Here is a 21,473-nt window from a genome sequence, read left to right as displayed (position 1 = left end):
CGGTGGAGCGACACTCTCTTAACCCAGGAGCTTGCGAACTGATTTATTCGATCCGCCGGATTTATTGCCCGATCCTCCGAGAGGCGGCGCAAGTCCGGTGCAAGAGGGCAGGTCACACGCTCACGGCACGGAACAAAGCAAAGGAAAGGTCGGTTTAAGCTGGCAATCCATCCTATCGATTTCATTCAGAGCGGAGATTTCCATGAGCGAGCATCTGCAGGAAGCAGCGAGCACCGGAGAACTGCAGGTCGGCGAAAGCCGGTCGACCGTCGGCTACAAGCTGGTCGCAACCCGCGAGCACGACGATGCGGTGAGAGTGAAGATATCGGTGATGGCCCCGCGCGACTGGTTGCTGATGCAGGGCTTCAAGCGCGATGCGACGCTCGTCCGACACCAGGGAGACCAGTTGCCGGTCTTCTTCGACGGCGAACTGGAGGTTGGCGACAACATCTCCGTGACGCTTGGGGCCAGCGATACGATCTGCCCATCGATCGATGCGGCACGCCAGCAGTTTCCGGAACTCGGCCAGATCCCCGGCTAGGTCCGCCTGACCGATGATCAGGGCTCTGTGTAGCCCGCAGGCCGGATTGACAGAGTGCCGGCCTGCAGGTCGCCCCGGAAGAGGATCCCGCCCCTGGTGCGGGATTCAGCCGGCGCGTAGTCGAATGTCACGTCCGAGATCTCCACCTCGCCGTTCGCCCCTCTCAACTCGCCGACGACCTTTACTGCGGCCGCTGTCGAGGGTGCGTCGTTGACCAGCTCGAACTCCACCCGATGAAATTCGCCCGACCGCGACATGCCGGTGATCTCGATCTTCAGTTCCGGCGCGCTGCTGTCCTTGACCAGAGCCTCGCGGCCGATCCAGCCGAGCAGGGCCAGAACCAGCAGAAGCGAGACGATGCCCGTCGTCCACTCGACCCAGCTTGCCTCACGCTGCTCGGTGTTGGTCCGCGAGCGTTTGTTGGTCACCGTCATCGGTGTCGTCCTTAAAGAATGAGGCGTGCCGCCGCGGCACCGACGGAGCCAGGCAGGCTGAGGACAATGCCCGACATCATGATCTGCGTCCACGACGTGTCGTCCAGCCGTCCGAACGTCCACAACACATAGAGGCTGATGGCAAAGGCCACCACATAGCCGGGCAGGGTGAAGCGCAGAAGGGCATGCCAGCTCGGCGTGTGCTCGTGCAGTTGATGGGTGCCGCGGAACGAGACGGCGTAGACGAAGCCGTACATGACCGCTATCGACGCGGCCACCGCTGCCAGCCCGTGCCAGGCGGTCATCTTGTAGGAGATCAGGATGATCTCTTCCGTCGGCGCGACGTTGAGGCTGAGAAACAACGCGCCGATGCCCATCAGAAACAGTTCACCGGCATAACCGGTGCTGATCTCCTCGGTGGCATCCTGGTCGTCGTCTTCGTCATCCTTCTCGGACTGGCCGAACTGGCTGCGGCCGAGCAATGCGCCGATGCTCGCCGGCACCGACTGCATGGCGATCATCCCGACCCACTCGCGCGGCGGCATGTCGGCCGTCAGGACGCCCAGCAGCATCAGCACCAGGGCACTGGTCAGGATCGCCAGGGCATAGGCGGTGATCGCATCGCGCACCGCTTCGCGCCAGGTGAATGTGGGCTCGAAACCGATGCGGTGGGCAAGCGCGATCAGCAGCGGAATGTTGACGAGCATCAGCAGAAGCAGCCGGCCGCGCTCCATGTAGAAGCCGAGGAACCAGAGCTCCATCGTCATCAGCATCGGCAGGCCGAAGATCAAAGCTCCGCCGGAGCCCCGCAAAAGCCCGACAAGGAAACGCCGTTGCTCGTCCTGCGCCTCGGCGGCCTTGGCGTCAGCCGTCATGATGTACGCACGGCGCGGGCTCCACCGCGTAGTGCCGATTGCCTCGCTTCACCAGGTAGACCTCCCTCTCCGGATGCGCCTCGATCTCGAAGCCCGAGGAGCGCAACATTGCTTCCATCGCCGACGTGTTCGGAATGAACCAGTTCGTCGGGTCGGAGGCATAGCGCTCTTCGACGAAGAAGAGTTTAGGATAATCGGGCTGATCGAAAAGAGCCCATTCGGAAAAATCGTGATTTTCCTGCAGGTGCGGGATCCGCTCGTCGCCCCGCTGCAGGCACTGGAACAGCATCTGCTCGCCGACCGCATGTTCCCAGAGAAGATCAAGCGCGAGAAGCGGATGGCGCAGGTGGTAGAGCACGCCCATGAAGATGACGAGGTCGAAGCGCTCCTGTAGCTGCGGCACGTCGTAGACCGACATCTGCTGGAACTCTATGTCGTAGCCCGCCTGTTCCGCAGCAAACCGTGCCTGCGCCAGATACCGTGCATCGGTATCCAGCGCCACCACCCGCCCGGCATTGCGGCGCTTCATCTCGATCGAGTAGAAGCCGCCATTGCAGCCGACGTCGAGAACGCTGCGCCCCTCGAGATCCTCCGGCAGCACATGCTGAAAACCCTTCCACTTGAAGGCGGGGTAGTCGCCGAGGAAATGGTCCGGCGCCGTCTGGACGCCGCCGATCTCCATATTGTGAAACCATGGACCCAGTTCTGCGATCCGCCGGCGCAGTTCGGCCGGCGGAGTTCTTGCGGCATCCATTCTCAGACCCCCAGGCTCAAATCGGAGATGAGCGGTTTACGCGTCTTGGCCGGTGTAAACCGCACGCCCTGTCGGTTGCTCGGCATGACCGAAATAAAGTGGTCGATCGTCTGCCGGAGACCTTCAGCCAGCGGCACCTTCGGTTCCCAGCCGAGAAGCTCCTTGGCCCGGTCGATATCGGGCCGCCGACGCTGCGGATCGTCCATCGGCAGCGGATGGTGAACGATGCGGGACTGAGTGGGGACCATCGCCAGCACCATGTCGGCCAGTTCATTGATGGTAAACTCGCCGGGATTGCCGATGTTGACGGGCTGGCCCGGATTGGGATCAACCTCCATCAGCTTGATGAGACCGGCAACCAGATCGCTGACGAAGCAGAAGGAGCGCGTCTGCTCGCCCGTGCCGTAGATCGTCAGCGGTTCGCCCTTCAGCGCCTGGACGATGAGGTTAGAGACGATGCGGCCGTCGTCCGGCGCCATGCGCGGGCCGTAGGTGTTGAAGATCCGCACCACGCGGGCGTCCACCCGTCCGGAACGCAGCATGTCGAAGCACAGTGCTTCGGCGGCTCGCTTGCCCTCGTCGTAGCAGGCGCGCGGGCCCGTGCAGTTGACGTTGCCGCGATAGTCTTCGCGCTGCGGATGCTCCTCCGGGTCGCCATAGACTTCGCTGGTCGAGGCCTGCAGGAAGGACGCGCCGTGGCTCTCGGCAATCGCCAGAAGGTTGCCGCTACCGACAACGCAGGTCATCATCGTGTGCACCGGATCGGCCTGATACTGCGGCGGGGAAGCGGCGCAGGCAAGATTGTAGACCTCGTCCACATGCTCATCGATCGAGGTCAGGGCGCAGATGTCCTTCTCGATCATCCGGAAGCCGGGATGATTTTCCAGCGGACGGATGTTGTCCTCCGACCCCGTGAGGTAGGAATCGACGCAGATCACCCGATGGCCCCTCGCCAAGAGTGCATCGCAGAGATGCGAGCCGACAAAGCCGGCCCCTCCGGCAACCAGGACGGTTTTCGTCATTCCGCGAGTGGTACGTTGCAGCATTCCCATTTCCTCTCTGTTCATGCCGAAATCTTGTGGCGCGGCGCAGCGCCCATGTCCTGCCGGCGAAGCGGCAAGTCGCGAAGGTCGCGGATCAGTTCGGCCGCACGGGCACGGCCTGTGTGGCCTTCCAGGACCCGCAGGCGTGCTGCCTCGGCCATCGCCTGGCGCTCCTCGTCGCTCGTCTGTTCGAGCGCAGCAACGACCTCCTCCGTCGTCCTGGCGATGACGATCGCCTCGCCGTCCGGGAACAGGTCCGTGAGGCCTTCCCAGGCATCGCTGATGATCGGCGACGCGCAGGCGCCTGCCTCGAACAGCCGCACGCTCGGAGACCAGCCGGCGGCGATCATGTCGGCGCGGGTGACGTTCAGCGTAAAGCGCTGGCGGCTGTAGAAGGAGGCGTGCTCGGACGGCGGCAGGTGGTCGATACGCTCGACATTCTCCGGCCAGTCGATGTCCGCTGGATACTGCGGGCCGGCGACGACGAACCTACGATCCTTCATTCGTCTTGCCGGCTCGATCAGCATCTTCTCCAGCACCGGCTGCCGGTCGGGGCTGTAGGTGCCGAGATAGCCGAGATCCCATTCGATTGCTTCGCCCGTGGGCTGGTAGCGGTCGGCATCGACGGAGCAGTAGAGCGGCAGCGCTTTCGGGACGCCGTAGTGTCTCTCCAGATGGCGCAGTATCGGCCCGCCGGTGAACGAGAAATAGGCGTCGAGCTCCGGGATCTGCCGCCGGGCGATGTATTCCTCGTCGCCCCGCTCCAGCTTGGCCAGGGTGACAGGCGTATCGATGTCGTAGAAGCACAGGCGCTGCGGACCGAGCGCGATCAGCGCATCCATCAGCGTCACACCGGCCGGCACGTAGGATCCGACGATGACGGCGTCCGCAAGCCGGATGCGCTCGCCATAGGTCGACAGCATGTCATCAATGTCGGAATAGTAGGCGAACTCGCAGAAGTCGGGATCGGGAAGATCGCGGTGGCTTGCATACCAAGGTACGTCGCGTTCGAGGAACAGCACCCGGTGCCCATCGCCCGCCCCTTGGAGGCCGCGCAGCAGCGAGCGGAACGTCGTCGCATGACCGTTGCCCCAGGACGACGACAGCGACAGACCGAGGATGACGATATCGAGCGGCTTCGTCATTCGGCGGCCTCCCGACGCTCGGCGAATCGCTTGAAGATGCGGTCGGCATCTTCGGCACGATGGGCATAAGTATGGGCCGAGAGCACGCGATCGAGCGCGCGTCGGCCGATGGCTTCGGCGCGTTCACGGGTGAGGCCTGCCATGATCTCGACCACCTCCCGGCCGTCGCGCGCAACAAGGATCTCCTCGTCGGGCTTGAGGAAAAGCTCGATGCCTTCCCAGTAGTCGGTAATCAGGCAGGCGCCGGCACCGGCCGCCTCGAAGACCCGTGTGGCGGGCGAGAAGCCGTTCTGCGCCATGCTGTCGCGCGAGATGTTGAGGACGGCCTTCGGCGTCACGTTGAAGGCGTTGTGGTCGCGGGTTGGCACATGGCCGATGGCGCGGATATTGCCGGCCATCGGCTTGCCCTCCCAGCCGGAACCGCCGAGCAGGAAGCGCTGGCCCGGCACCTGGGCCGCCGGCTCCAGGAAGAAGTGCTCGACGCGAGCCTCGCGGTCGGGCAGCCGGTTGCCGAGGAAGCCGAGATCGGCGGCAAAACCCGGGTTCGCCGGCACCGGATGATGGGTTTCCGGATCGAGCGCATTATAGATCGGCGCACAATCGCGGGCGCCGAGCGAGCGGTAGGCGGCCACCACCGGATCACCGCCGCCATAGGTCAGTACCGTGTCCAGCTGACCGAGTGCATGGCGTAGTGGATGGTCGGGATGGGCGCGCAGTTCGGCAAGCGTCGCTGGCGCATCGACGTCCCAGAAGATTTTCATCGCATCCGGCCGGGCGTGGCGCAGCACTTCGGCGAGCAGCAGGTCGTCCTCGAAGCCGACGCCGCTTGCCTTTACCACGATGTCGGCCTGCGCCGCCTCCACGGCCACCCGCCTCAGGGCTTCGACGGTGCCGTCATAGACCACCACGCGTGCCCATTCCGGCGGATCGATATCGCGGTTCTTCTGCCGGTCGTAGACATCCGGTTCATAGAAGGTGATGTCGTAGCCCTTGGCGGCAAGCGCCCGCAAGAGGCCGCGATAGTAGGTGGCGGCACCGTTCCAATAGGCGGAAACAAGGCTCGAGCCATAAAATGCGATCTTCATTCTGCTGCCTCCGGAAGGGCGAGTGCATCTTTGACGGATTTGGTGCCGTCACGGCTGAGGATGCCGAGGAGTTCGTCGACGCGGTGCCGGCAGGTGTGGCGCATGGTGACGGTCTCGAGGCCGGCACTGACGAGTTCCTGGGCCTGCGCCGGATCGTTGAGGAGATCGCGCATCGCCTTCTTCATCTCGGTACCGTTACGAACCATGACGAAGTCCCGGTCCGGGCGGAACAGATGCTCGCAGTCGTCCCAGGGTGCGGAAATCAGCGGGATGCCGCAGGCGAGCGCCTCGAAGACGCGGATCGTCGGGATGCCCGGCAGGTTCTCCACATACGGGCGGCGGGGAATGTGCACTGTCAGCTTGTGCCGGGCGAAGGCCTTCGGCGCCTCGGCATTGGCGATCCAGCCACCATAGGCGATGCCGGCCTTCTTCAACGACGTCAGCGCGTGCTCGGGGTAGCGGACGCCCCGCACCGTGGCGGACAGCTTGAGTTCCTCGACCGGCCGAACCAGGAATTCCGCGATCTCAGCAGACCGCTCGTCGTCGCCCCAGTTGCCGATCCAGATGAGATCGCGCTCCTTCTCCACCTCGATCATCGGCCGGAACAGCGTGTCGTCGGCGGCCTCGTGCCAGGTGTGGACCTGCTTGCCCCAGCCGCTGTCGAGATAGCGCTGCCGCAGCGTCTCACCGAAGGCCAGCACGATGTCGTAGTCCTGCAGCTGAAGGCCGGCGATATCGCCTTTGGCCGACACTGCGCGGTGATGGGTGTCGTGAAAAATCAGCGTGAAGCTGCCGCCGTTGCGACGCGCCTTGCCGATCCGCTCCACGAGCGCCGGATCCGTCCACTCGTGCACGATGACTACATCGGCCGCATTGACGGCGGCCTCATGGTCGAAGTCGCTATCATAAATGCTGGTCTCGAGATCGGGGAACGTCTCGTGGAAGGCACTGACGGCCGCTTCGCCGCCTTCGGCGATCAAGTTCTCTCGGCTCCAGGCGCCCTCCGGCTCAAGTGCCGTGGCGGAATGGCCGCGCCGGATCAGGTCACGCATGACGCCGCGCAGGAAATGGGCGTTGCCGTGGTTCCAGTCGGAGATCAGGGAATGGGTATAGAACAGGAACTTCATGATTACTCCGCAGCGGCGGGGACAAGAGACGGCGAAAGCAGGCTCGCGTAGATCCGGCTGGTCTGTTCGGCCTGCACCTCGGGGGTGAAACGACGGGAGATTTCGCGGGCGCGCCGAGAAAGATCGGCCCGCAGGACCGGCCGCTCTGCCAGGCGATTGATGGCATCGGCGAAGGCGTGTGGATCGCTTGCTTCGGCAAACAGGGCAGCGCCGTCCCAAAGCTCGCGGTAGGTCGCAATGTCGGCAAGAACCAGTGCTGCGCCGAGCCTTGCAGCCTCCAGAGGCGCGAGACCGAAAGGCTCGTAGACGGACGGCGAAACGAAGATCGCCGCACGCCGCATCAGGTCCATCGTCGCCGCGTGCCCGAGTTCGCCCCGGTGATCGACATTGGCGAGCGTGACGCTCTGACCATTCGGCCCGATGGTCGGTCCCGCCATCACCACCGGCCAGTTCGTCGAGGCCGCCGCCTGGTCGAGAACGAAGCCGTTCTTGCCGTCGTCCCACCAGCGACCGGCGGCCAGTGCGAACGGTTCGCGGTTCGGTGATGAGGCGGGAACGGCTATGCGCGTCGCATTGTGGACGACCGTCAACTGCGGCATCGGCCCATAGCAGGCTTCCAGCATGTCGGCATGCGCCCGGCTGGGGGCGATGACCCTGTCCGCGCGCCGGAGGCCCTGCGCGTTGAGATGTTTCTGCCAGGCCCAATCGGCCGGCACATCCTGCCGGCGGACGCCGGCAAACCATGTGACGACGCAGGAATGCGAAACCGCGACCACCGGCACATCCACCCGGAGGTCCGCCGCCTGTGTCGGCAGATTGAGATGAACGAGGTCCACGCCGTGGCGCGAGACGAGATCGCTCAAAAGGTCCGGAATGCCGGCCAGATCCTGCGGGTCCGACACCATCCAGTCGAGCGGCGCGTCCAGCCAGACGAGATCGCCGATTGCTTCGGCCTCGCGGCGCTTGTCGGCACTCGGCTGTGGCCCGAGACCGGCAAACACAACCTCCGAGCCCTGCGCAGAAAGTCCGGCGGCAAGGTCCAAAGCATAACGCCAGACGCCGCCGACCGCGTCCAGGGTCATGAGGATCTTGCGCGGCTGGCCCTGCTGCATCATGCGGTCACCCTCACGCGCTCGTCGGCGATCCGGCTGCCGCCGAAACGATGCTCCTGCAGCCACTCGGCGAGTTGCCGGAGACCAGTCTTCCAACGGGTCGACGCCTGCCAGCCAAGCTCATTTTCCAACCGTCGCGTATCGGCAACGAAGAAGAACTGGTCGCCGGCGCGCCAATCGCCGAACGCGGTCTGCAAAGGCTCACCGACCAGCTTTTCGATCTCGCGCAGCACCAGAAGGATGCTGACCGAGTTCTGCGGTCCGCCGCCGAGGTTGAAGACGCGGCCCTTGACCGTGTCGATGGCGCCATGCACCGCCCGGTAGGCGGCGATCGCATCGTCGACATAGAGGATGTCGCGCACCTGCTTGCCGTTGCCGTAGATCGAGACCGGTTCGCCTGACAGTGCCTTGATGAGGAAATGCGCCACCCAGCCCTGATCCTCGGTGCCGAACTGGCGCGGCCCGTAGATGCAGCTCATCCGCAGGACGGCGGTCGGGATGCCGAAGGATTTGGCGTAATCGAGCATGTACTGGTCGGCGACGCCCTTCGAGCAGCCGTAGGGCGTGCAGAAGTCGAGCGGGCGGCGTTCGTCGATGCCGAAATCCCGGATGGCGCGGTCGGCCGGCACATAGCGGTCGTCCATCTCGACCATCTCGATGTCTTCGAGTGCCCCATAGACCTTGTTGGTGCTGGCGAAGATCACCGGTGCCTTCTTGCCTGCCTTGCGGACGGCTTCCAGCACGTTGACGGTGCCGCGCGCATTGGCTTCGAAGTCGTCGATCGGCGAGACCAGGCTGGTGGTCACGGCCGTCTGCGCTGCCAGGTGAAAGACTGCCTTGGCATCCTGGAAGGCGGCTTCGATGCCGCGCAGGTCGCGCACGTCGGCCAGCACCGGATGCACGCGGCCGCCATGTCGTTCGGTCAGCCAGGCAAGGTTCTGGTCGACGCCCGGGCGGCCGAGATTGTCGAGAACGATGACGTCCTCCCCTTCTGCCAGGAAGCTGTCTGCAAGATTGCTGCCGATGAAGCCGCTGCCGCCGGTGATGATCACGGGCGCGGCACCGGTGGCCAGATGCGGCGTCGCAAGCCGCGTCACGTCCATCAGCCGATCGATGCCGCCTTCGCTCAGCAGCCGGGCCAGCAGCTTCGGCTGGTTTTCGTGGGTAACCGCGCCCAGGTGGTAGTGGCGCGGGTCGAACCACAGGCCTTCCTGTACCGCGACATCCGGCGGCACATCCGCGTAGGAGTACCAGTACATGCGGTCGGCGGGCACCTGCAGCGCCCGCGTGAACCGGCGCGCCTGCTCCATCTCGTCGTTGCGCCAGGTCGAGTAGCCGGTCTCGGTGATCCAGATCTCGGCCTTCGGATTGTGACGGTCGAGGATCGAGCGCATCTCGCCGAGATGCATGTCCCAGCCGCCCCAGCTGCCCTCCTCGCTATCCCAGGTCCCGGGGAACCCGTGGAAGCCGACGGCGTCGACGACGTTCAGCACGCCGCGCTCGCCCATCAGGTTCAGCCACATCGGATCGAAGGGGCACGGGCCGCCGAGAACCGGCTTCCAGCCGCGCTCCCGGGCCCAGTGGGCGGCACCGCCAACCATCTCGCAGAACAGCTGGAAATCAGCGTCTTCGCGCCAGTCCCAGTCGAGCAAGTTGTTCGGCTCGTTCCACAGCTCGATGTGGCGGAAATGCTTGCCGTAGCGGGTCAGCACGTGGTCGACGAAATCGGCGTAATCCTTCAGCACCTTCGGCGCGCCGTTCGAGCGCCCGGTGCGAGACATCGACGGCGGCGTGTAGTGGATGCAGGGCATCAGGTCGATCTGGCTGCCGACCTTCGGGATCATCCAGTCGAACCATTCCTGGCCACCCGGCGCAAGGTATTCAGCCCATGACAAATGGGTGCGCAGATAGCTGGCGCCGCTGCCGATGATGCCGGGAAGCAGGTTTTCCGTTCGCTCGTATTCGCCCGGGCGGAACCACTCGGCAAAGCCGAAATGCCGCCCGCTTGCGGGGGATCCGGCTGCCGTCATGATACCAGGCCCCGCTGCTCAAGCTGGCGCTTCATCTCGGCACCGCGATCGATGGCACCCGCCTCGCGCACCCATTCGGCCAGCTCGCCCAGCGAGTTTTCAAGGCGATGGGTGGGCTCGAAGCCCAGCAATTCGCGGGCCTTGGAGATGTCCGAGAAGCAGTTGCGGATATCGCCGGAACGGGCCTTGTGCATGATGTCGGGACCAAGTTCGGGCGCACCCATCGCTTCCGCCAGCATCGACGCCACCTCGGCCACCGAATAGGACTGGCCGCTGCCGACATTGATAACGTGGCCGCTGGCATGCGGCTTCTCGAGCGCCAGCCGGAAGGCCCGGGCGACGTCGCGGACATGGACGAAATCGCGGCGCTGCTTGCCGTCCTCGAAGATCATCGGCGGCTGGCCGTTGGCGATGCGCGCTGCGAAATTGGCGAGAACGCCCGTATAGGGGTTGGACAGCGCCTGGCCCGGGCCGAACACGTTGAAGAGCCGCAGCGCTACGGCATCGACGCCGTAGGCTTCGCCGTAGATCAGCACGGCGCGCTCCTGGAAATACTTGGTCAGCGCATAGATGGACGCCAGGTCGACGGGCTTTTCCTCATCAGTCGGCGCCGGGGTCAGCATCTCGCCGGCCGGACCCTGCGGTTCCCACTCGCCGGCCTTGATGCGGGCGCTGCGGCGGCGCACCTGGCCGAAGCGGCGGCCATCGTCGCTCACATACAATCCCTCGCCGTAGACGCTCATCGAGGAGGCAACGACGATCCGCTTGATCGGCAGGCCGATCATCGATTCCAGCAGCACGGCGGTGCCCAGGTCGTTGCCGCCGACGTAACGGGCGATCTCGTACATCGACTGGCCGACGCCGACTTCGGCCGCCAGATGCAGGACAGAGTCGACTCCGTCGAGCGCCTGCTTTACCTTGGCCATGTCACAGACATCGCCTTGGATGAACTCGACGCCGTCCGGAACGCTGACGCCCGTATCGCCGTGCACCTGGTCGATCAGGGCATCCAAGATACGCACCTGATAGCCGTTCGCGAGGAGTTCTTCCGTGACATAGCGGCCGATGAAGCCGCAACCGCCTGTGATAAGGACCTTCTTGGACACCGGGTTTCACCTGTTTTTCTTGGAGGTTGAAGATGATCAATCAGCGGACGAACAAGCGAACAATCCGAAATGTTCCCGGCGGAAATTTTCCTTGCCTGCGAAGGCGCTAGCGGATCCGCCTCGGCAATGTCATCTTGAATGACATCATCAATGTCATCCTTCAGGAACTTCATCTGCTTCCGCCTGTTAACGCTCCCGTGAACCTGCGCGACGGCGTAGGTGGACGAACAGAAGGGATAGGGATGGACACTCTTTCGCAAACGACGGCCGCAATGAGCGCTGCGGTCATCACCGGCGCCGGAGAGATGGAGGTGCGCCAGGTTGCGCTGCCGGAGCCGAAGCACGGCGAGGTGCGCATACGGCTGGAAGGTTGCGGCGTCTGCGCCTCGAACCTGACGCCTTGGTCGGGGCCGGACTGGATGGAGTTTCCGACCGAGCCGGGCGGCCTTGGCCACGAAGGCTGGGGCGAAATCGACGCCATCGGCGAAGGCGTGACGGACCTTGCAGTCGGCGACCGGGTGGCCGCCCTCACCTATCACGCCTATGCCACCCATGACATCGCCACGGCCGACAGCGTCGTAAAGCTGCCCGCCGAAATGGCGGGAAAGCCATTCCCCGGCGAGCCGCTCGGCTGCGCCATGAACATCTTCCGCCGTGCCGAGATCAAGGCCGGCCAGACGGTCGCCATCATCGGCATCGGCTTCCTCGGCGCGCTCCTGACGCAGCTGGCAACCAAGGCCGGCGCCCGCGTCATCGCCATTTCCCGCCGGCCGTTCTCGCTTGAGATCGCGCGTCGCATGGGCGCCGCCGAGACGATCGAAATGCACGACCACTGGGAGATTATCGAGAAGGTCCGGCACCTCACCGACGGCCAGTTCTGCGACCGGGTCGTCGAAGCTGTCGGCAAGCAGTGGCCGCTGGATCTCGCCGGCGAACTGACCCGCGAACGCGGCCGCCTGATTATTGCCGGCTATCACCAGGACGGCCCGCGACAGGTCAACATGCAGATGTGGAACTGGCGCGGCCTCGACGTGATCAACGCCCATGAGCGGGACCCGAAGATCTATATCGACGGCATCCGCGAGGCCGTGGAGGCGGTCGCCAGCGGGCGGCTCGACCCCTCGCCGCTCTATACCCACACCTATCCGCTTTCCGGGCTGGACGAGGCGCTGAACGCGACCCGCGACCGGCCGGAAGGCTTCCTGAAAGCCATGGTGATGTTGCGATGAACCAGATGATCAAGCAGGACGACCTCTCCTCCGTCACCCGGCCCGTGCGGCTGGGTTTTCTCGGCATCGGCTGGATCGGCAGGCATCGCATGCAGGCGGTGCTGGACACGGGCCTGGCGCAGGCGGCCGTCATCTCCGATCCGTCGCCCGAGATGCTGGAGGCGGGCCTGCAGGTGGCGCCCGGAGCGAAGACGGCATCGTCGCTGGAGGACATGCTCGCCGAGGATATCGACGGCGTGGTGATCGCAACCCCCAGCGCCCAGCATGCCGAGCAGTCGATCCGGGTGCTGGAAAGCGGCAAGGCGGTGTTTTGCCAGAAGCCTCTCGGCCGGACGGCTGCCGAAGTGCAGGCCGTGGTCGATGCGGCCCGCGCCGCCGACAGGCTGCTGGGCGTCGATCTTTCCTACAGGTTCACCGAGGGCATGCAGCAGATCCGCACGCTGATCCAGAGCGGCCAGCTGGGCACAGTCTTTGCTGCCGATCTGGTCTTCCACAACGCCTATGGGCCGGACAAGCCCTGGTTCTACGACAAGGCGCTGTCGGGCGGCGGATGCGTCATCGACCTCGGCGTTCATCTGGTGGACGCGGCGCTCTGGGCGCTCGGCTTTCCGGCGGTCACCGGCATCGAAAGCCGGCTGATGAGCGGCGGCACGCCGATCTCCGGCGACAGCGACAAGATCGAGGACTATGCGATCGCAACGCTCGATCTGGAGAGCGGCGCAAGCGTCCGGCTCGCCTGTTCCTGGCGGTTGCCGGCTGGCCAGGACGCGGTAATCGGCGCCGACTTCTTCGGCACCTCCGGCGGCGCCAAGTTCCAGAACGTCGGCGGCTCCTTCTACGATTTCCAGGCGGAGCACCTGCGCGGCACGTCCCGGGAGGTGCTGTCGGTGCCACCGGAACAATGGGGCGGCCGTGCCGCGGCCGACTGGGCAAGGCGGCTGGCCGGTGGCGCCCGCTTTGACACTGAGTGCGACCGGATGGTCGACGTCGCCGACGTGCTGGACCGGATCTACGGGCGACACCGGGACTGAGACGCGAGCAAGCCGCGCCTCGGCCGTCAGGGGGACAGGTGTCATCCTGCGACACCGCCTGGAACCGGACCGATCGGCGGCGGTTCGGGTGATGCAACGAGATCGCTTCGCCCATGCAGACACCCTCTTCGTCACCAGATTCGCCAACCTATTGCCGCTCTGAAAAGGGCGGCGATGCCATGAGCCGCACGTTGGAGCGCAACATCGACGCGCTGGTCGATCGGACAAGGCGCGATACCGTCGAGGTTGGTCTGCAGGAGCGGCTGGCCGACGGGATCACGAGGTTTGCCGGCAGCATGCTGTTCGTCTATCTGCACCTCGCCCTGTTCGGCGGATGGATCCTGATCAATACCGGCATCCTGCCCCTGGTCCGGCCGTTCGACGCGTCGCTTGTGGTGCTGGCGATGGCGGCTTCCGTCGAGGCGATCTTCCTGTCGACCTTCGTGCTCATCAGCCAGAACCGCATGTCGGCAGCCGACGACAAGCGCGCAGACCTCAACCTGCAGATCTCCCTGCTGCACGAGCACGAAACCACGCGGCTGATCGCGCTGGTTTCGGAGCTGGCCCGGCAGCTCAATGTTCAAACCGAGATCGATACCGAAATCGACGAGCTGAAGCGGGACGTTAGGCCGGAAAAGGTGATGGACAAGATCGAGCGCGAGAAGAAGAGCAAGCTCTAACAACCGTCCGTTCCGGGCTGATGTTCACGGCTGTTGAACCAAACGAGCCGATCCGCGTTATGGGTCCTCATTCGATGGACTTAAGGGGTTTTCCGTGGATATCATTCGTATTCTGTTCGCCATCATCCTGCCGCCGGTCGGCGTTTTCCTGCAGGTCGGCCTTGGCCTGCACTTCTGGCTGAACATTCTCCTGACGATCTGCGGATACGTCCCGGGCATCATCCACGCGCTCTGGGTGATCCTGAAGAAGTAGCGGCCGCATTTTCGACCGCCGAAAGGCTCGTGCCGGGCTTGGCCCGGCGCGCATCCTCGTCTAGTCAGCTGCAGACACGCCCGCCCGGGCAAGAAGCAGCTGAAAGTGCACAATGTTCTCCTCCCTGCCGATTTCCGATCTGATCCTGCTCGTCGTCGCACTTGCCGGTGCCGGCGCCGTGACGGGCGTTCTCGCTGGCCTCTTCGGCGTCGGCGGCGGAACGGTCATCGTGCCGGTCCTCTACGAGCTGTTCCGCATCCTTGAGGTGCCCGAGGACCTGCGGATGCCGCTCTGCGTCGGCACCTCCCTCGCCATCATTATCCCGACATCGTTTCGCTCTTTCATGGCGCATCGCAAGCGGGGCGCGGTAGATACCGACGTGCTGAAGCTGTGGGCTCTCCCGATCATCATCGGCGTGCTCTGCGGCAGCGTCATTGCCCGCTACGCGCCACCCGAGGTGTTCAAGATCGTCTTCATCCTGGTCGCCGGTTTCTCCGCCATCCGGCTGATCTTCTCGCGCGAAAGCTGGCGGCTGGGTACAGAACTGCCGGGCAAGCCGGCGCTTAGGATCTACGGCGTCGTGATCGGCGTCCTGTCGAGCCTGATGGGGATCGGCGGCGGACAGTTGTCGACCCTCATGCTGACCTTCTACGGGCGACCGATCCACCAGGCCGTGGCGACATCCGCCGGTGTCGGTCTGCTCGTGTCGATCCCCGGGGCGCTCGGCTACATCTATGCCGGCTCGGGACGTGCTGCGGAAAATCCCGATATCGTCGCCCTGCAATTCCCGCTGGCGGTCGGCTTCGTGTCGCTGATCGGTGCTGCGCTTTTCATCCCGACAAGCGTTCTCTGCGCCTCGTTCGGCGCCAATCTCGCGCACCGGCTGTCACGCCGCAAGCTGGAGCTGGCGCTCGGCCTGTTTCTGCTGCTGATCTGCCTGCGGTTCCTGGTCTCGCTCTAGCTGCCGCTGGCCAAGCGGCCGCAGATCAACCCAAGTTGATTTTCCTCGACGATCTGCGCGCTACATAGCTCTTGTCATTGCAGGAGGAAGACGCGTGCGCCTGATCCAGATACTCCCTCTCGTCGCCCTTACAGCGCTCGTCGTGCCGGTCCATGCCCAGGATCGCGGACCCCAGGTTGCCGAGGAAAGGCCCGTTCCGGAGGCAGGCCCCGAGGGTATACTCGGCTTGTTGCCGGCCAATGCGGTCAGCGAGCACGTGCTGCAGACTGAGGAAGGCCCCCTCCCCTATACGGCGACCGCCGGAACGCTGGAACTGCGTGGCCAGGACGGCAAGGTCACCGCAAAAATCTTCTACACTGCCTACAGGGCAAAGGATCGCGCCGCAGACCGGCCGATCACCTTCGCCTTCAACGGCGGCCCGGGTGCCGCCTCCGCCTATCTTCACCTCGGTCTCGTCGGGCCAAAGATCCTGCCGTTCGAGGGTGCCAACAGCGATGGCTCGCACCCGGTGCTGAAGGACAATCCGCAGAGCTGGCTAGCTTTTACCGATCTGGTGCTGATCGATCCGGTCGGCACGGGCTGGAGCCGCGGCATCAACGAGGAGGCTGCCGGACGCTTCTACGGCGTTCAGCAGGATGCCGAGAGCATGGCAAAGACCATCGCCCTTTACGTCCAGGAGAACGGCCTCATCGCCGCGCCCAAATACCTGCTCGGCGAGAGCTATGGCGGCTTCCGGGCGGCAAAGGTGGCCGTGGCGCTGAAGAACAGCCAGAACATGATCGCCTCCGGCATCATCATGGTGTCGCCGCTGCTCGAAGGCCGGTTCATCTTCGGCGCGGACGACGATCCGCTGTCCGCTGCCCTGCAACTGCCCTCGCTTGCGGCTGCGTATATGGAGCGGCAGGGTCGTTTTGAGCCGCAGGCGATGGCCGATATCGAACGCTATGCCATATCCGGGTATTTGCCGAAGCTTGCGCTCCCACCAGCGCCCGGCAGCGAGGCAGACGCCTTCTTCGGCCGCATAGCCGAATTGACTGGCCTGTCATCGGAACGCGTCGCTCGCACCCGCGGCTTCGTCGGAGGCGTCTACGCCAAGGAAGCGGGCGGGCCTGGCAACATTCTCAGCCCCTACGATGCCGGCCACGCGCTTCCCGACGCCTATCCCGAGGCGGCCTATGGCCAGAACGACGATCCGGTGCTTGAGGGCTTTACCCGCGCATACGGGTCAGCCTTCGCGTCCTATGCGAGGAGCGAGTTGGGTTTCCGGACGCAGATGACCTATTCGCTGCTCAACGAAGACGTCAACCGGCGGTGGGAGTGGAACGGTGGCCGCGGAGCCGGAACACGGGCAATCGCCAGCGTTTCCAATGACTTGCGGGATCTCCTCTCGGTCATCCCGTCATTCCGGCTGATGGTGGCGCACGGCTACAGCGACATCCTGACGCCCTACGGCATGAGCCGCTACGTGCTTGACCACCTGCCGCCGACGCTCTCGAAGGACCGGACCACGCTGAAGGTCTATCGCGGCGGCCACATGTTCTACACGCGCGACGCGGAGCGGGCGGCGATGTATGGCGACGCCAAGGTTTTCTACCAGTCGTCGCCGAGCGATTGAGGGGCGGCAGGGCAAAGTCGCTGCCCTGTCAACTTCTCCATCAGACCCGCTCGAGAACGATCGAGATCCCCTGCCCTACGCCGATGCACATGGTTGACAGCGCGTAGCGGCCACCCGTTTCCTGCAGTTCCAGGGCGGCCGTGCCGGTGATGCGTGCACCCGACATGCCGAGCGGATGACCCAGCGCAATGGCGCCGCCGTTGCGGTTGACACGCTGGTCGTCGTCGTCAATTCCGAGATCGCGCAGCGTCGCGAGACCCTGGCTGGCAAACGCTTCATTGAGTTCGATCACGTCCATCTGCTGTTGCGTCAGGCCAAGCCGGGCCAGCAGCTTCTTCGACGCCGGAGCCGGACCGATCCCCATGATGCGCGGCGCGACACCAGCGGTGGCACCACCGAGAACCCGGGCGATTGGGGTGAGGCCATACTTTCTGGCGGCTGCCTCGGAGGCGATGATCAGAGCCGCCGAGCCGTCGTTGACGCCAGAGGCATTGCCGGCGGTGACGGTGCCGCCATCCTTCTTGAACGGCGTGCCAAGCTTTGCCAGCGCCTCCATCGTCGTGGCGCGCGGGTGCTCATCTTTCTCGACAAGCAGCGGGTCGCCCTTGCGCTGCGGGATCGTCACCGGCGTGATTTCCCTAGCCAGCCGTCCGTTTTCCTGTGCAGCCGCCGCCTTGTTCTGGCTGCGCATGGCAAAAGCGTCCTGGTCGGCGCGGCTAACCGCAAACTCTTCCGCGACGTTCTCGCCAGTCTCCGGCATCGAATCGATCCCGTACTGCTTTTTCATCAGCGGGTTGACGAAACGCCAGCCGATCGTCGTGTCGTAGATCTCCGCGTTGCGCGAAAACGCGGCATCGGCCTTCGGCATAACAAAGGGTGCGCGGCTCATGCTCTCGACACCACCGGCAATCATCAGCTCCGCCTCGCCGGCCTTGATGGCGCGGGCCGCAGCCAGCACGGCATCCATGCCGGAGCCGCAGAGCCGGTTGATGGTAGTACCGGTGACGGCGACCGGCAGCCCGGCGAGCAGCAGCGACATGCGCGCCACGTTGCGGTTATCCTCGCCAGCCTGGTTGGCGCAGCCGTAGATCACATCGTCGACCGCTTCCCAATCGACGCCGACGTTGCGTTTCATCAACGCGGCGAGCGGGATGGCCCCGAGATCGTCGGCGCGGACCGAGGAGAGTGAGCCACCGAACCGGCCGATTGGGGTGCGGATGTAGTCGCAGATATAGGCATCAGTCATTGTTACTTCCTCAGAGTGCCGGGACGACGAGGTCGGCGACGTGCCCTTCGATATGCAGCGGCGCACCGGTCATAGCCTGAAGCTCATCCACCGTCATCGTCGCTGGCTTTTCCCGCAGAACGAATCGTCCTTCCTTGATATCGACGACGGCGTGGCTCGTATAGACGCGGGTCACGCAGCCGACTCCAGTGAGCGGGAAGGTGCAGGCATCCACCAGCTTCGGCTTGCCATCCTTGGTGACGTGCTCCGTGATGACGAACACCTGTTTTGCGCCGTGCACCAGATCCATGGCGCCGCCGACGGCGGGCACACCCTTGGCGCCGACGCGCCAGTTGGCAAGATCGCCGTTCTGCGCCACCTGGTAGGCGCCAAGGATAGCGACATCCAGATGGCCTCCCCGTACCATCGCGAAACTGTCCGCGTGGTGGAAAAAGGCGGCGCCCGGCTTCAGTGTCACGGCCTTCTTGCCTGCATTGATCAGATCCCAGTCCTCGTCGCCCTCCGGCGGCGCTTCACCGAAGTTGAGGATGCCGTTCTCAGTGTGAAAGATCGCCTCGCGCCCGGGCGGCTGAAAGCGCGCGACAAGCTCCGGAAAGCCGATGCCGAGATTGACGTAAGCGCCATCGGCGACGTCCTGTGCGGCGCGCCAGGCAATTTGGGCATTGGAAAGCCTGATATCGTCGCGCGCGTTCGGCGGGCTCTGTTCTTCTGTCATGGGTAAACGGCTCCTGCGCGCACCAGTTCTTCCTCCTGCTGCGGCTCCGGCACCTCCACTAGCCTGTCCACGAAGATCCCGGGCGTCACGACGTGTTCCGGATCAATCGCGCCCGCCTGAACAACCCTGGAGACCTGCACAATGGTCGTCGCCGCCGCCATGCACATCAGCGGATTGAAGTTGCGCGCCGCCTTGTTGTAAATGAGATTGCCCTGCGGATCGCCGTGCAGGGCTTTCACCAGCCCGAAATCCGCCTTCAGCCAGCGTTCCTGGACGTAATGCCGGCTCTCGAATTCGGCCATCGGCTTGCCAATCGCGAGCTCCGTACCGTAGCCGGTCGGCGTGTAGAATGCCGGAATACCGGCGCCACCCGCCCGGATGCGCTCCGCGAGCGTCCCCTGCGGCACAAGCTCGAGCTCAATGTTTCCCGCCAGATACTGTTCGGTGAAGGCACGCGGATCGGAAGAGCGCGGGAACGAACAGATCATCTTTGCGATCATGCCGGCATCAATCATTGCTGCGATGCCGATGCGGCCGTTGCCGGCGTTGTTGTTGATGACTGTCAGGCCTTTCAGACGCCTGTCGATCAATGCGTGAATGAGTTCGATGGGCGCCCCTGAGCCGCCAAATCCACCGATCATGACGGTGGCGCCATCGCGGATGCCTTCGACCGCTTCGGCGAGGGTGCCTACCGTCTTGTTCATGCTGCCGCCCCTCCCGCTGGTCTTTGGGCAGTAAACTCGGCGAGTTGCCAGCCGTCAACTCTCCAGCCCCAGCTATCCAGCATCAGCGTGAGGGAGAGGGATGCGTTGACAGATGTCAACGCAGCAGTGGGTTCAGCATCAGACGAGGTTGACTCCGGTTGACAGCTGTCAACCCCGCTGGGAATCAGCTGTACTCTTGCCCGCGTATCGAGCCGGGACGACCCCCATCGGAAGCGGCGTGCGACAAACGCAGTTGAAAGATCCGCCAAAACATCCCAGCATCCCGCTTCACCCCGCCGACAGTCTGGATCCCGATTCGATGTCTGAACCCACCATTGCCGCCGCCGCCGAAGCTCTTATCCACGGCGATGCCACCTCCCGTGAAATGGCGTCCGACGCTATAGACCGCATCGCCGAGCCGGCGGGCGAGGGGAGCCGCGCCTTCGTCCGGCGCAACGACACCCGCGCAATCGCGATGGCCGAGGCCTCCGATCTCCTTCGCAGCACCGGCCGCCGACGCTCCGTCCTGGAAGGCCTGCCGATCTCAGTCAAGGACCTGTTCGACATCGCCGGCGAAACGACTTCCGCCGGCAGCACAGCGCTCGCCAGACAGCCTGCGGCCAACGCCGATGCTCCTGTCGTCAAGCGACTGGTCGCTGCCGGTGCGGTCATCGTCGGCACCACCAACATGAGCGAGTTCGCTTTCTCAGGGATCGGTCTCAACCCGCATCATGGCACACCCCGCAACCCCTTCGACCGCGAGACCGGGCGCGTCCCCGGCGGCTCGTCGTCCGGGGCTGCCGTCTCCGTTTCGGATGGCATGGCAGTCGCCGCCATCGGCACCGATACCGGCGGCTCGATCCGTATTCCTGCAGCACTGTGCGGACTGACCGGCTTCAAGCCGACCGCCCGTCGCGTCTCGGCGGAAGGCGTGGTGCCCCTGTCGACCTCGCTCGATTCGATCGGACCCATTGCCCGCAGCGTCGCCTGCTGTGCCGCCATCGATGCGATCATCGCCGCTGACGCGCCGCTCCCGCCATTCGAGCTACAGCTCGCCGGCCTGCGCCTGGCGGTCCCGCAGACGGTCGTGCTTGCCGACATGGATCGCGCGGTGTCCGCCGCGTTCAATCGGGCGCTCAGCCGGCTTTCGTCGGCCGGTGCGGTGATCACCGACATCGAGTTGCCCGAGTTCTCCGAGGTGGCGACGATCTATGCACGGGGCGGGCTCGTTGCGGCCGAAGCGTACCACTGGCATCGACAGCTGATCGCCGACGTTGGTGAGCAGTATGACCCGCGCGTGCGCGTGCGCATCCTTCGGGGGAGGGAGGTGACGGCTGCCGACTACATCGAAACGCTTGCGGTGCGGCGCCTGTGGCAGGCGCGGGTGGAGGCCAAGATTGCCGGCTACGACGCCCTGGTGATGCCGACGGTGCCGATCATCGCCCCGGCGATTGCCGCACTGGAGGGGGACGACGATGCGTTCTTCGCCGCCAACGCACTGGTGTTGCGCAACCCGACGATGATCAACTTCCTCGACGGCTGCGCTCTGTCGGTCCCGTGCCACGCGCCGGGTGAACCACCCGCCGGACTGATGATCGCCGGCGCGCAGATGCAGGACCGGAAGATCCTCTCCGTAGGCCTGGCCATAGAGGCAGCATTGGCGTCGATCACCGCCTTTGGCTGAAGTTCACGTAGGCGAGGGAAGAGCAGGGAAGGGAAGGGCAGGGGACTGCCCTGGCTTCAAGAGGGGAGGATACCCACCGAGTTGGACACCGCCGGATCGTCAT

The 21,473-nt window shown here is 64.6% G+C and carries 21 protein-coding genes; 8 read left to right on the top strand and 13 right to left on the bottom strand.

Annotated features, from left to right (window positions below):
• Nucleotides 1-202: 202 nt before the first annotated feature.
• Nucleotides 203-541 carry a hypothetical protein gene (locus tag ACR65N_RS08320; protein ID WP_430307054.1) on the top strand — a complete coding sequence of 113 codons (339 nt, stop codon included), beginning with the start codon at nt 203-205 and terminating at the stop codon, nt 539-541.
• Nucleotides 542-558: 17 nt separating this feature from the next.
• Here ACR65N_RS08320 and ACR65N_RS08315 read toward each other — a convergent pair whose 3' ends face one another.
• From ACR65N_RS08315 to ACR65N_RS08270, 10 genes are read right to left on the bottom strand one after another with little or no spacing between them, the layout of a single operon-like run.
• Complete coding sequence (locus ACR65N_RS08315) at nt 559-975, bottom strand: TIGR02588 family protein (RefSeq protein ID WP_440456586.1); 417 nt, start codon at nt 973-975, stop codon at nt 559-561.
• A gap of 11 nt (nt 976-986) precedes the next feature.
• Entirely contained in the window at nt 987-1,850 is an 864-nt protein-coding gene (locus ACR65N_RS08310; protein ID WP_440456585.1) for a TIGR02587 family membrane protein, read from the bottom strand.
• Complete coding sequence (locus tag ACR65N_RS08305) at nt 1,840-2,604, bottom strand: TIGR04290 family methyltransferase (RefSeq protein WP_440456584.1); 765 nt, start codon at nt 2,602-2,604, stop codon at nt 1,840-1,842. The genes ACR65N_RS08310 and ACR65N_RS08305 overlap by 11 nt, the downstream gene beginning before the upstream one ends.
• A 2-nt stretch (nt 2,605-2,606) precedes the next feature.
• Complete coding sequence (locus tag ACR65N_RS08300; protein ID WP_440456583.1) at nt 2,607-3,650, bottom strand: UDP-glucuronic acid decarboxylase family protein; 1,044 nt, start codon at nt 3,648-3,650, stop codon at nt 2,607-2,609.
• A 17-nt stretch (nt 3,651-3,667) separates the two neighbouring features.
• The gene (locus tag ACR65N_RS08295) at nt 3,668-4,792 is read right to left on the bottom strand and encodes a CgeB family protein (RefSeq protein WP_440456582.1); all 1,125 of its coding nucleotides are present in this window, start codon (nt 4,790-4,792) and stop codon (nt 3,668-3,670) included.
• Nucleotides 4,789-5,877, bottom strand: a complete 1,089-nt coding sequence (locus ACR65N_RS08290) for a CgeB family protein (RefSeq protein ID WP_440456581.1) — start codon at nt 5,875-5,877, stop codon at nt 4,789-4,791. Before ACR65N_RS08290 ends, ACR65N_RS08295 begins: the two co-directional genes overlap by 4 nt.
• Nucleotides 5,874-7,004 (bottom strand): CgeB family protein, encoded by a 1,131-nt coding sequence (locus ACR65N_RS08285; protein ID WP_440456580.1) that lies wholly within the window; start codon nt 7,002-7,004, stop codon nt 5,874-5,876. The genes ACR65N_RS08290 and ACR65N_RS08285 overlap by 4 nt, the downstream gene beginning before the upstream one ends.
• Before the next feature lie 2 nt (nt 7,005-7,006).
• On the bottom strand, nt 7,007-8,116 hold the full coding sequence (locus tag ACR65N_RS08280) for a glycosyltransferase family 4 protein (protein WP_440456792.1): 1,110 nt from the start codon (nt 8,114-8,116) through the stop codon (nt 7,007-7,009).
• A complete protein-coding gene (locus ACR65N_RS08275; protein WP_440456579.1) occupies nt 8,116-10,146 on the bottom strand; it encodes an NAD-dependent epimerase/dehydratase family protein in 2,031 nt (676 codons plus the stop codon). The genes ACR65N_RS08280 and ACR65N_RS08275 overlap by 1 nt, the downstream gene beginning before the upstream one ends.
• Nucleotides 10,143-11,252 (bottom strand): NAD-dependent epimerase/dehydratase family protein, encoded by a 1,110-nt coding sequence (locus ACR65N_RS08270; RefSeq protein ID WP_430307043.1) that lies wholly within the window; start codon nt 11,250-11,252, stop codon nt 10,143-10,145. The genes ACR65N_RS08275 and ACR65N_RS08270 overlap by 4 nt, the downstream gene beginning before the upstream one ends.
• A 242-nt stretch (nt 11,253-11,494) precedes the next feature.
• Here ACR65N_RS08270 and ACR65N_RS08265 point away from each other — a divergent pair, with 242 nt between their 5' ends.
• The 6 genes from ACR65N_RS08265 (at nt 11,495) to ACR65N_RS08240 (ending at nt 17,021) form a co-directional block, all read left to right on the top strand.
• Nucleotides 11,495-12,481, top strand: coding sequence for an MDR/zinc-dependent alcohol dehydrogenase-like family protein (locus ACR65N_RS08265; RefSeq protein WP_440456578.1), 987 nt, complete (start codon nt 11,495-11,497; stop codon nt 12,479-12,481).
• Entirely contained in the window at nt 12,478-13,512 is a 1,035-nt protein-coding gene (locus ACR65N_RS08260; RefSeq protein WP_440456577.1) for a Gfo/Idh/MocA family protein, read from the top strand. Before ACR65N_RS08265 ends, ACR65N_RS08260 begins: the two co-directional genes overlap by 4 nt.
• A 179-nt stretch (nt 13,513-13,691) precedes the next feature.
• Nucleotides 13,692-14,192, top strand: a complete 501-nt coding sequence (locus ACR65N_RS08255; RefSeq protein WP_440456576.1) for a DUF1003 domain-containing protein — start codon at nt 13,692-13,694, stop codon at nt 14,190-14,192.
• Between the two features lie 94 nt (nt 14,193-14,286).
• Entirely contained in the window at nt 14,287-14,445 is a 159-nt protein-coding gene (locus ACR65N_RS08250) for a YqaE/Pmp3 family membrane protein (protein WP_430307039.1), read from the top strand.
• A 112-nt stretch (nt 14,446-14,557) separates the two neighbouring features.
• Entirely contained in the window at nt 14,558-15,406 is an 849-nt protein-coding gene (locus ACR65N_RS08245; protein WP_440456575.1) for a sulfite exporter TauE/SafE family protein, read from the top strand.
• Between the two features lie 94 nt (nt 15,407-15,500).
• Nucleotides 15,501-17,021: a S10 family peptidase gene (locus ACR65N_RS08240; RefSeq protein WP_440456574.1), complete on the top strand. Its 1,521-nt coding sequence runs from the start codon at nt 15,501-15,503 to the stop codon at nt 17,019-17,021.
• A gap of 40 nt (nt 17,022-17,061) precedes the next feature.
• On the opposite strand, the gene pcaF is transcribed toward ACR65N_RS08240, so the two are convergent.
• The 3 genes from pcaF to ACR65N_RS08225 are packed head-to-tail and all read right to left on the bottom strand — an operon-like array spanning nt 17,062 to nt 19,686.
• Nucleotides 17,062-18,267 (bottom strand): 3-oxoadipyl-CoA thiolase, encoded by a 1,206-nt coding sequence (gene pcaF, locus ACR65N_RS08235; protein WP_440456573.1) that lies wholly within the window; start codon nt 18,265-18,267, stop codon nt 17,062-17,064.
• A 10-nt stretch (nt 18,268-18,277) separates the two neighbouring features.
• Nucleotides 18,278-18,982, bottom strand: coding sequence for a CoA transferase subunit B (locus tag ACR65N_RS08230; protein WP_440456572.1), 705 nt, complete (start codon nt 18,980-18,982; stop codon nt 18,278-18,280).
• On the bottom strand, nt 18,979-19,686 hold the full coding sequence (locus tag ACR65N_RS08225) for a 3-oxoacid CoA-transferase subunit A (protein WP_440456571.1): 708 nt from the start codon (nt 19,684-19,686) through the stop codon (nt 18,979-18,981). Before ACR65N_RS08225 ends, ACR65N_RS08230 begins: the two co-directional genes overlap by 4 nt.
• A 319-nt stretch (nt 19,687-20,005) precedes the next feature.
• Here ACR65N_RS08225 and ACR65N_RS08220 point away from each other — a divergent pair, with 319 nt between their 5' ends.
• Nucleotides 20,006-21,370, top strand: a complete 1,365-nt coding sequence (locus ACR65N_RS08220) for an amidase (protein ID WP_440456570.1) — start codon at nt 20,006-20,008, stop codon at nt 21,368-21,370.
• The last annotated feature ends 103 nt before the right edge of the window (nt 21,371-21,473 follow it).

The sequence above is a fragment of the Rhizobium sp. SAFR-030 genome, assembly GCF_059415005.1.
The sequence above is the reverse complement of the archived record's forward strand: the minus strand, read 5'-3'. Positions and strand labels throughout refer to the sequence as shown.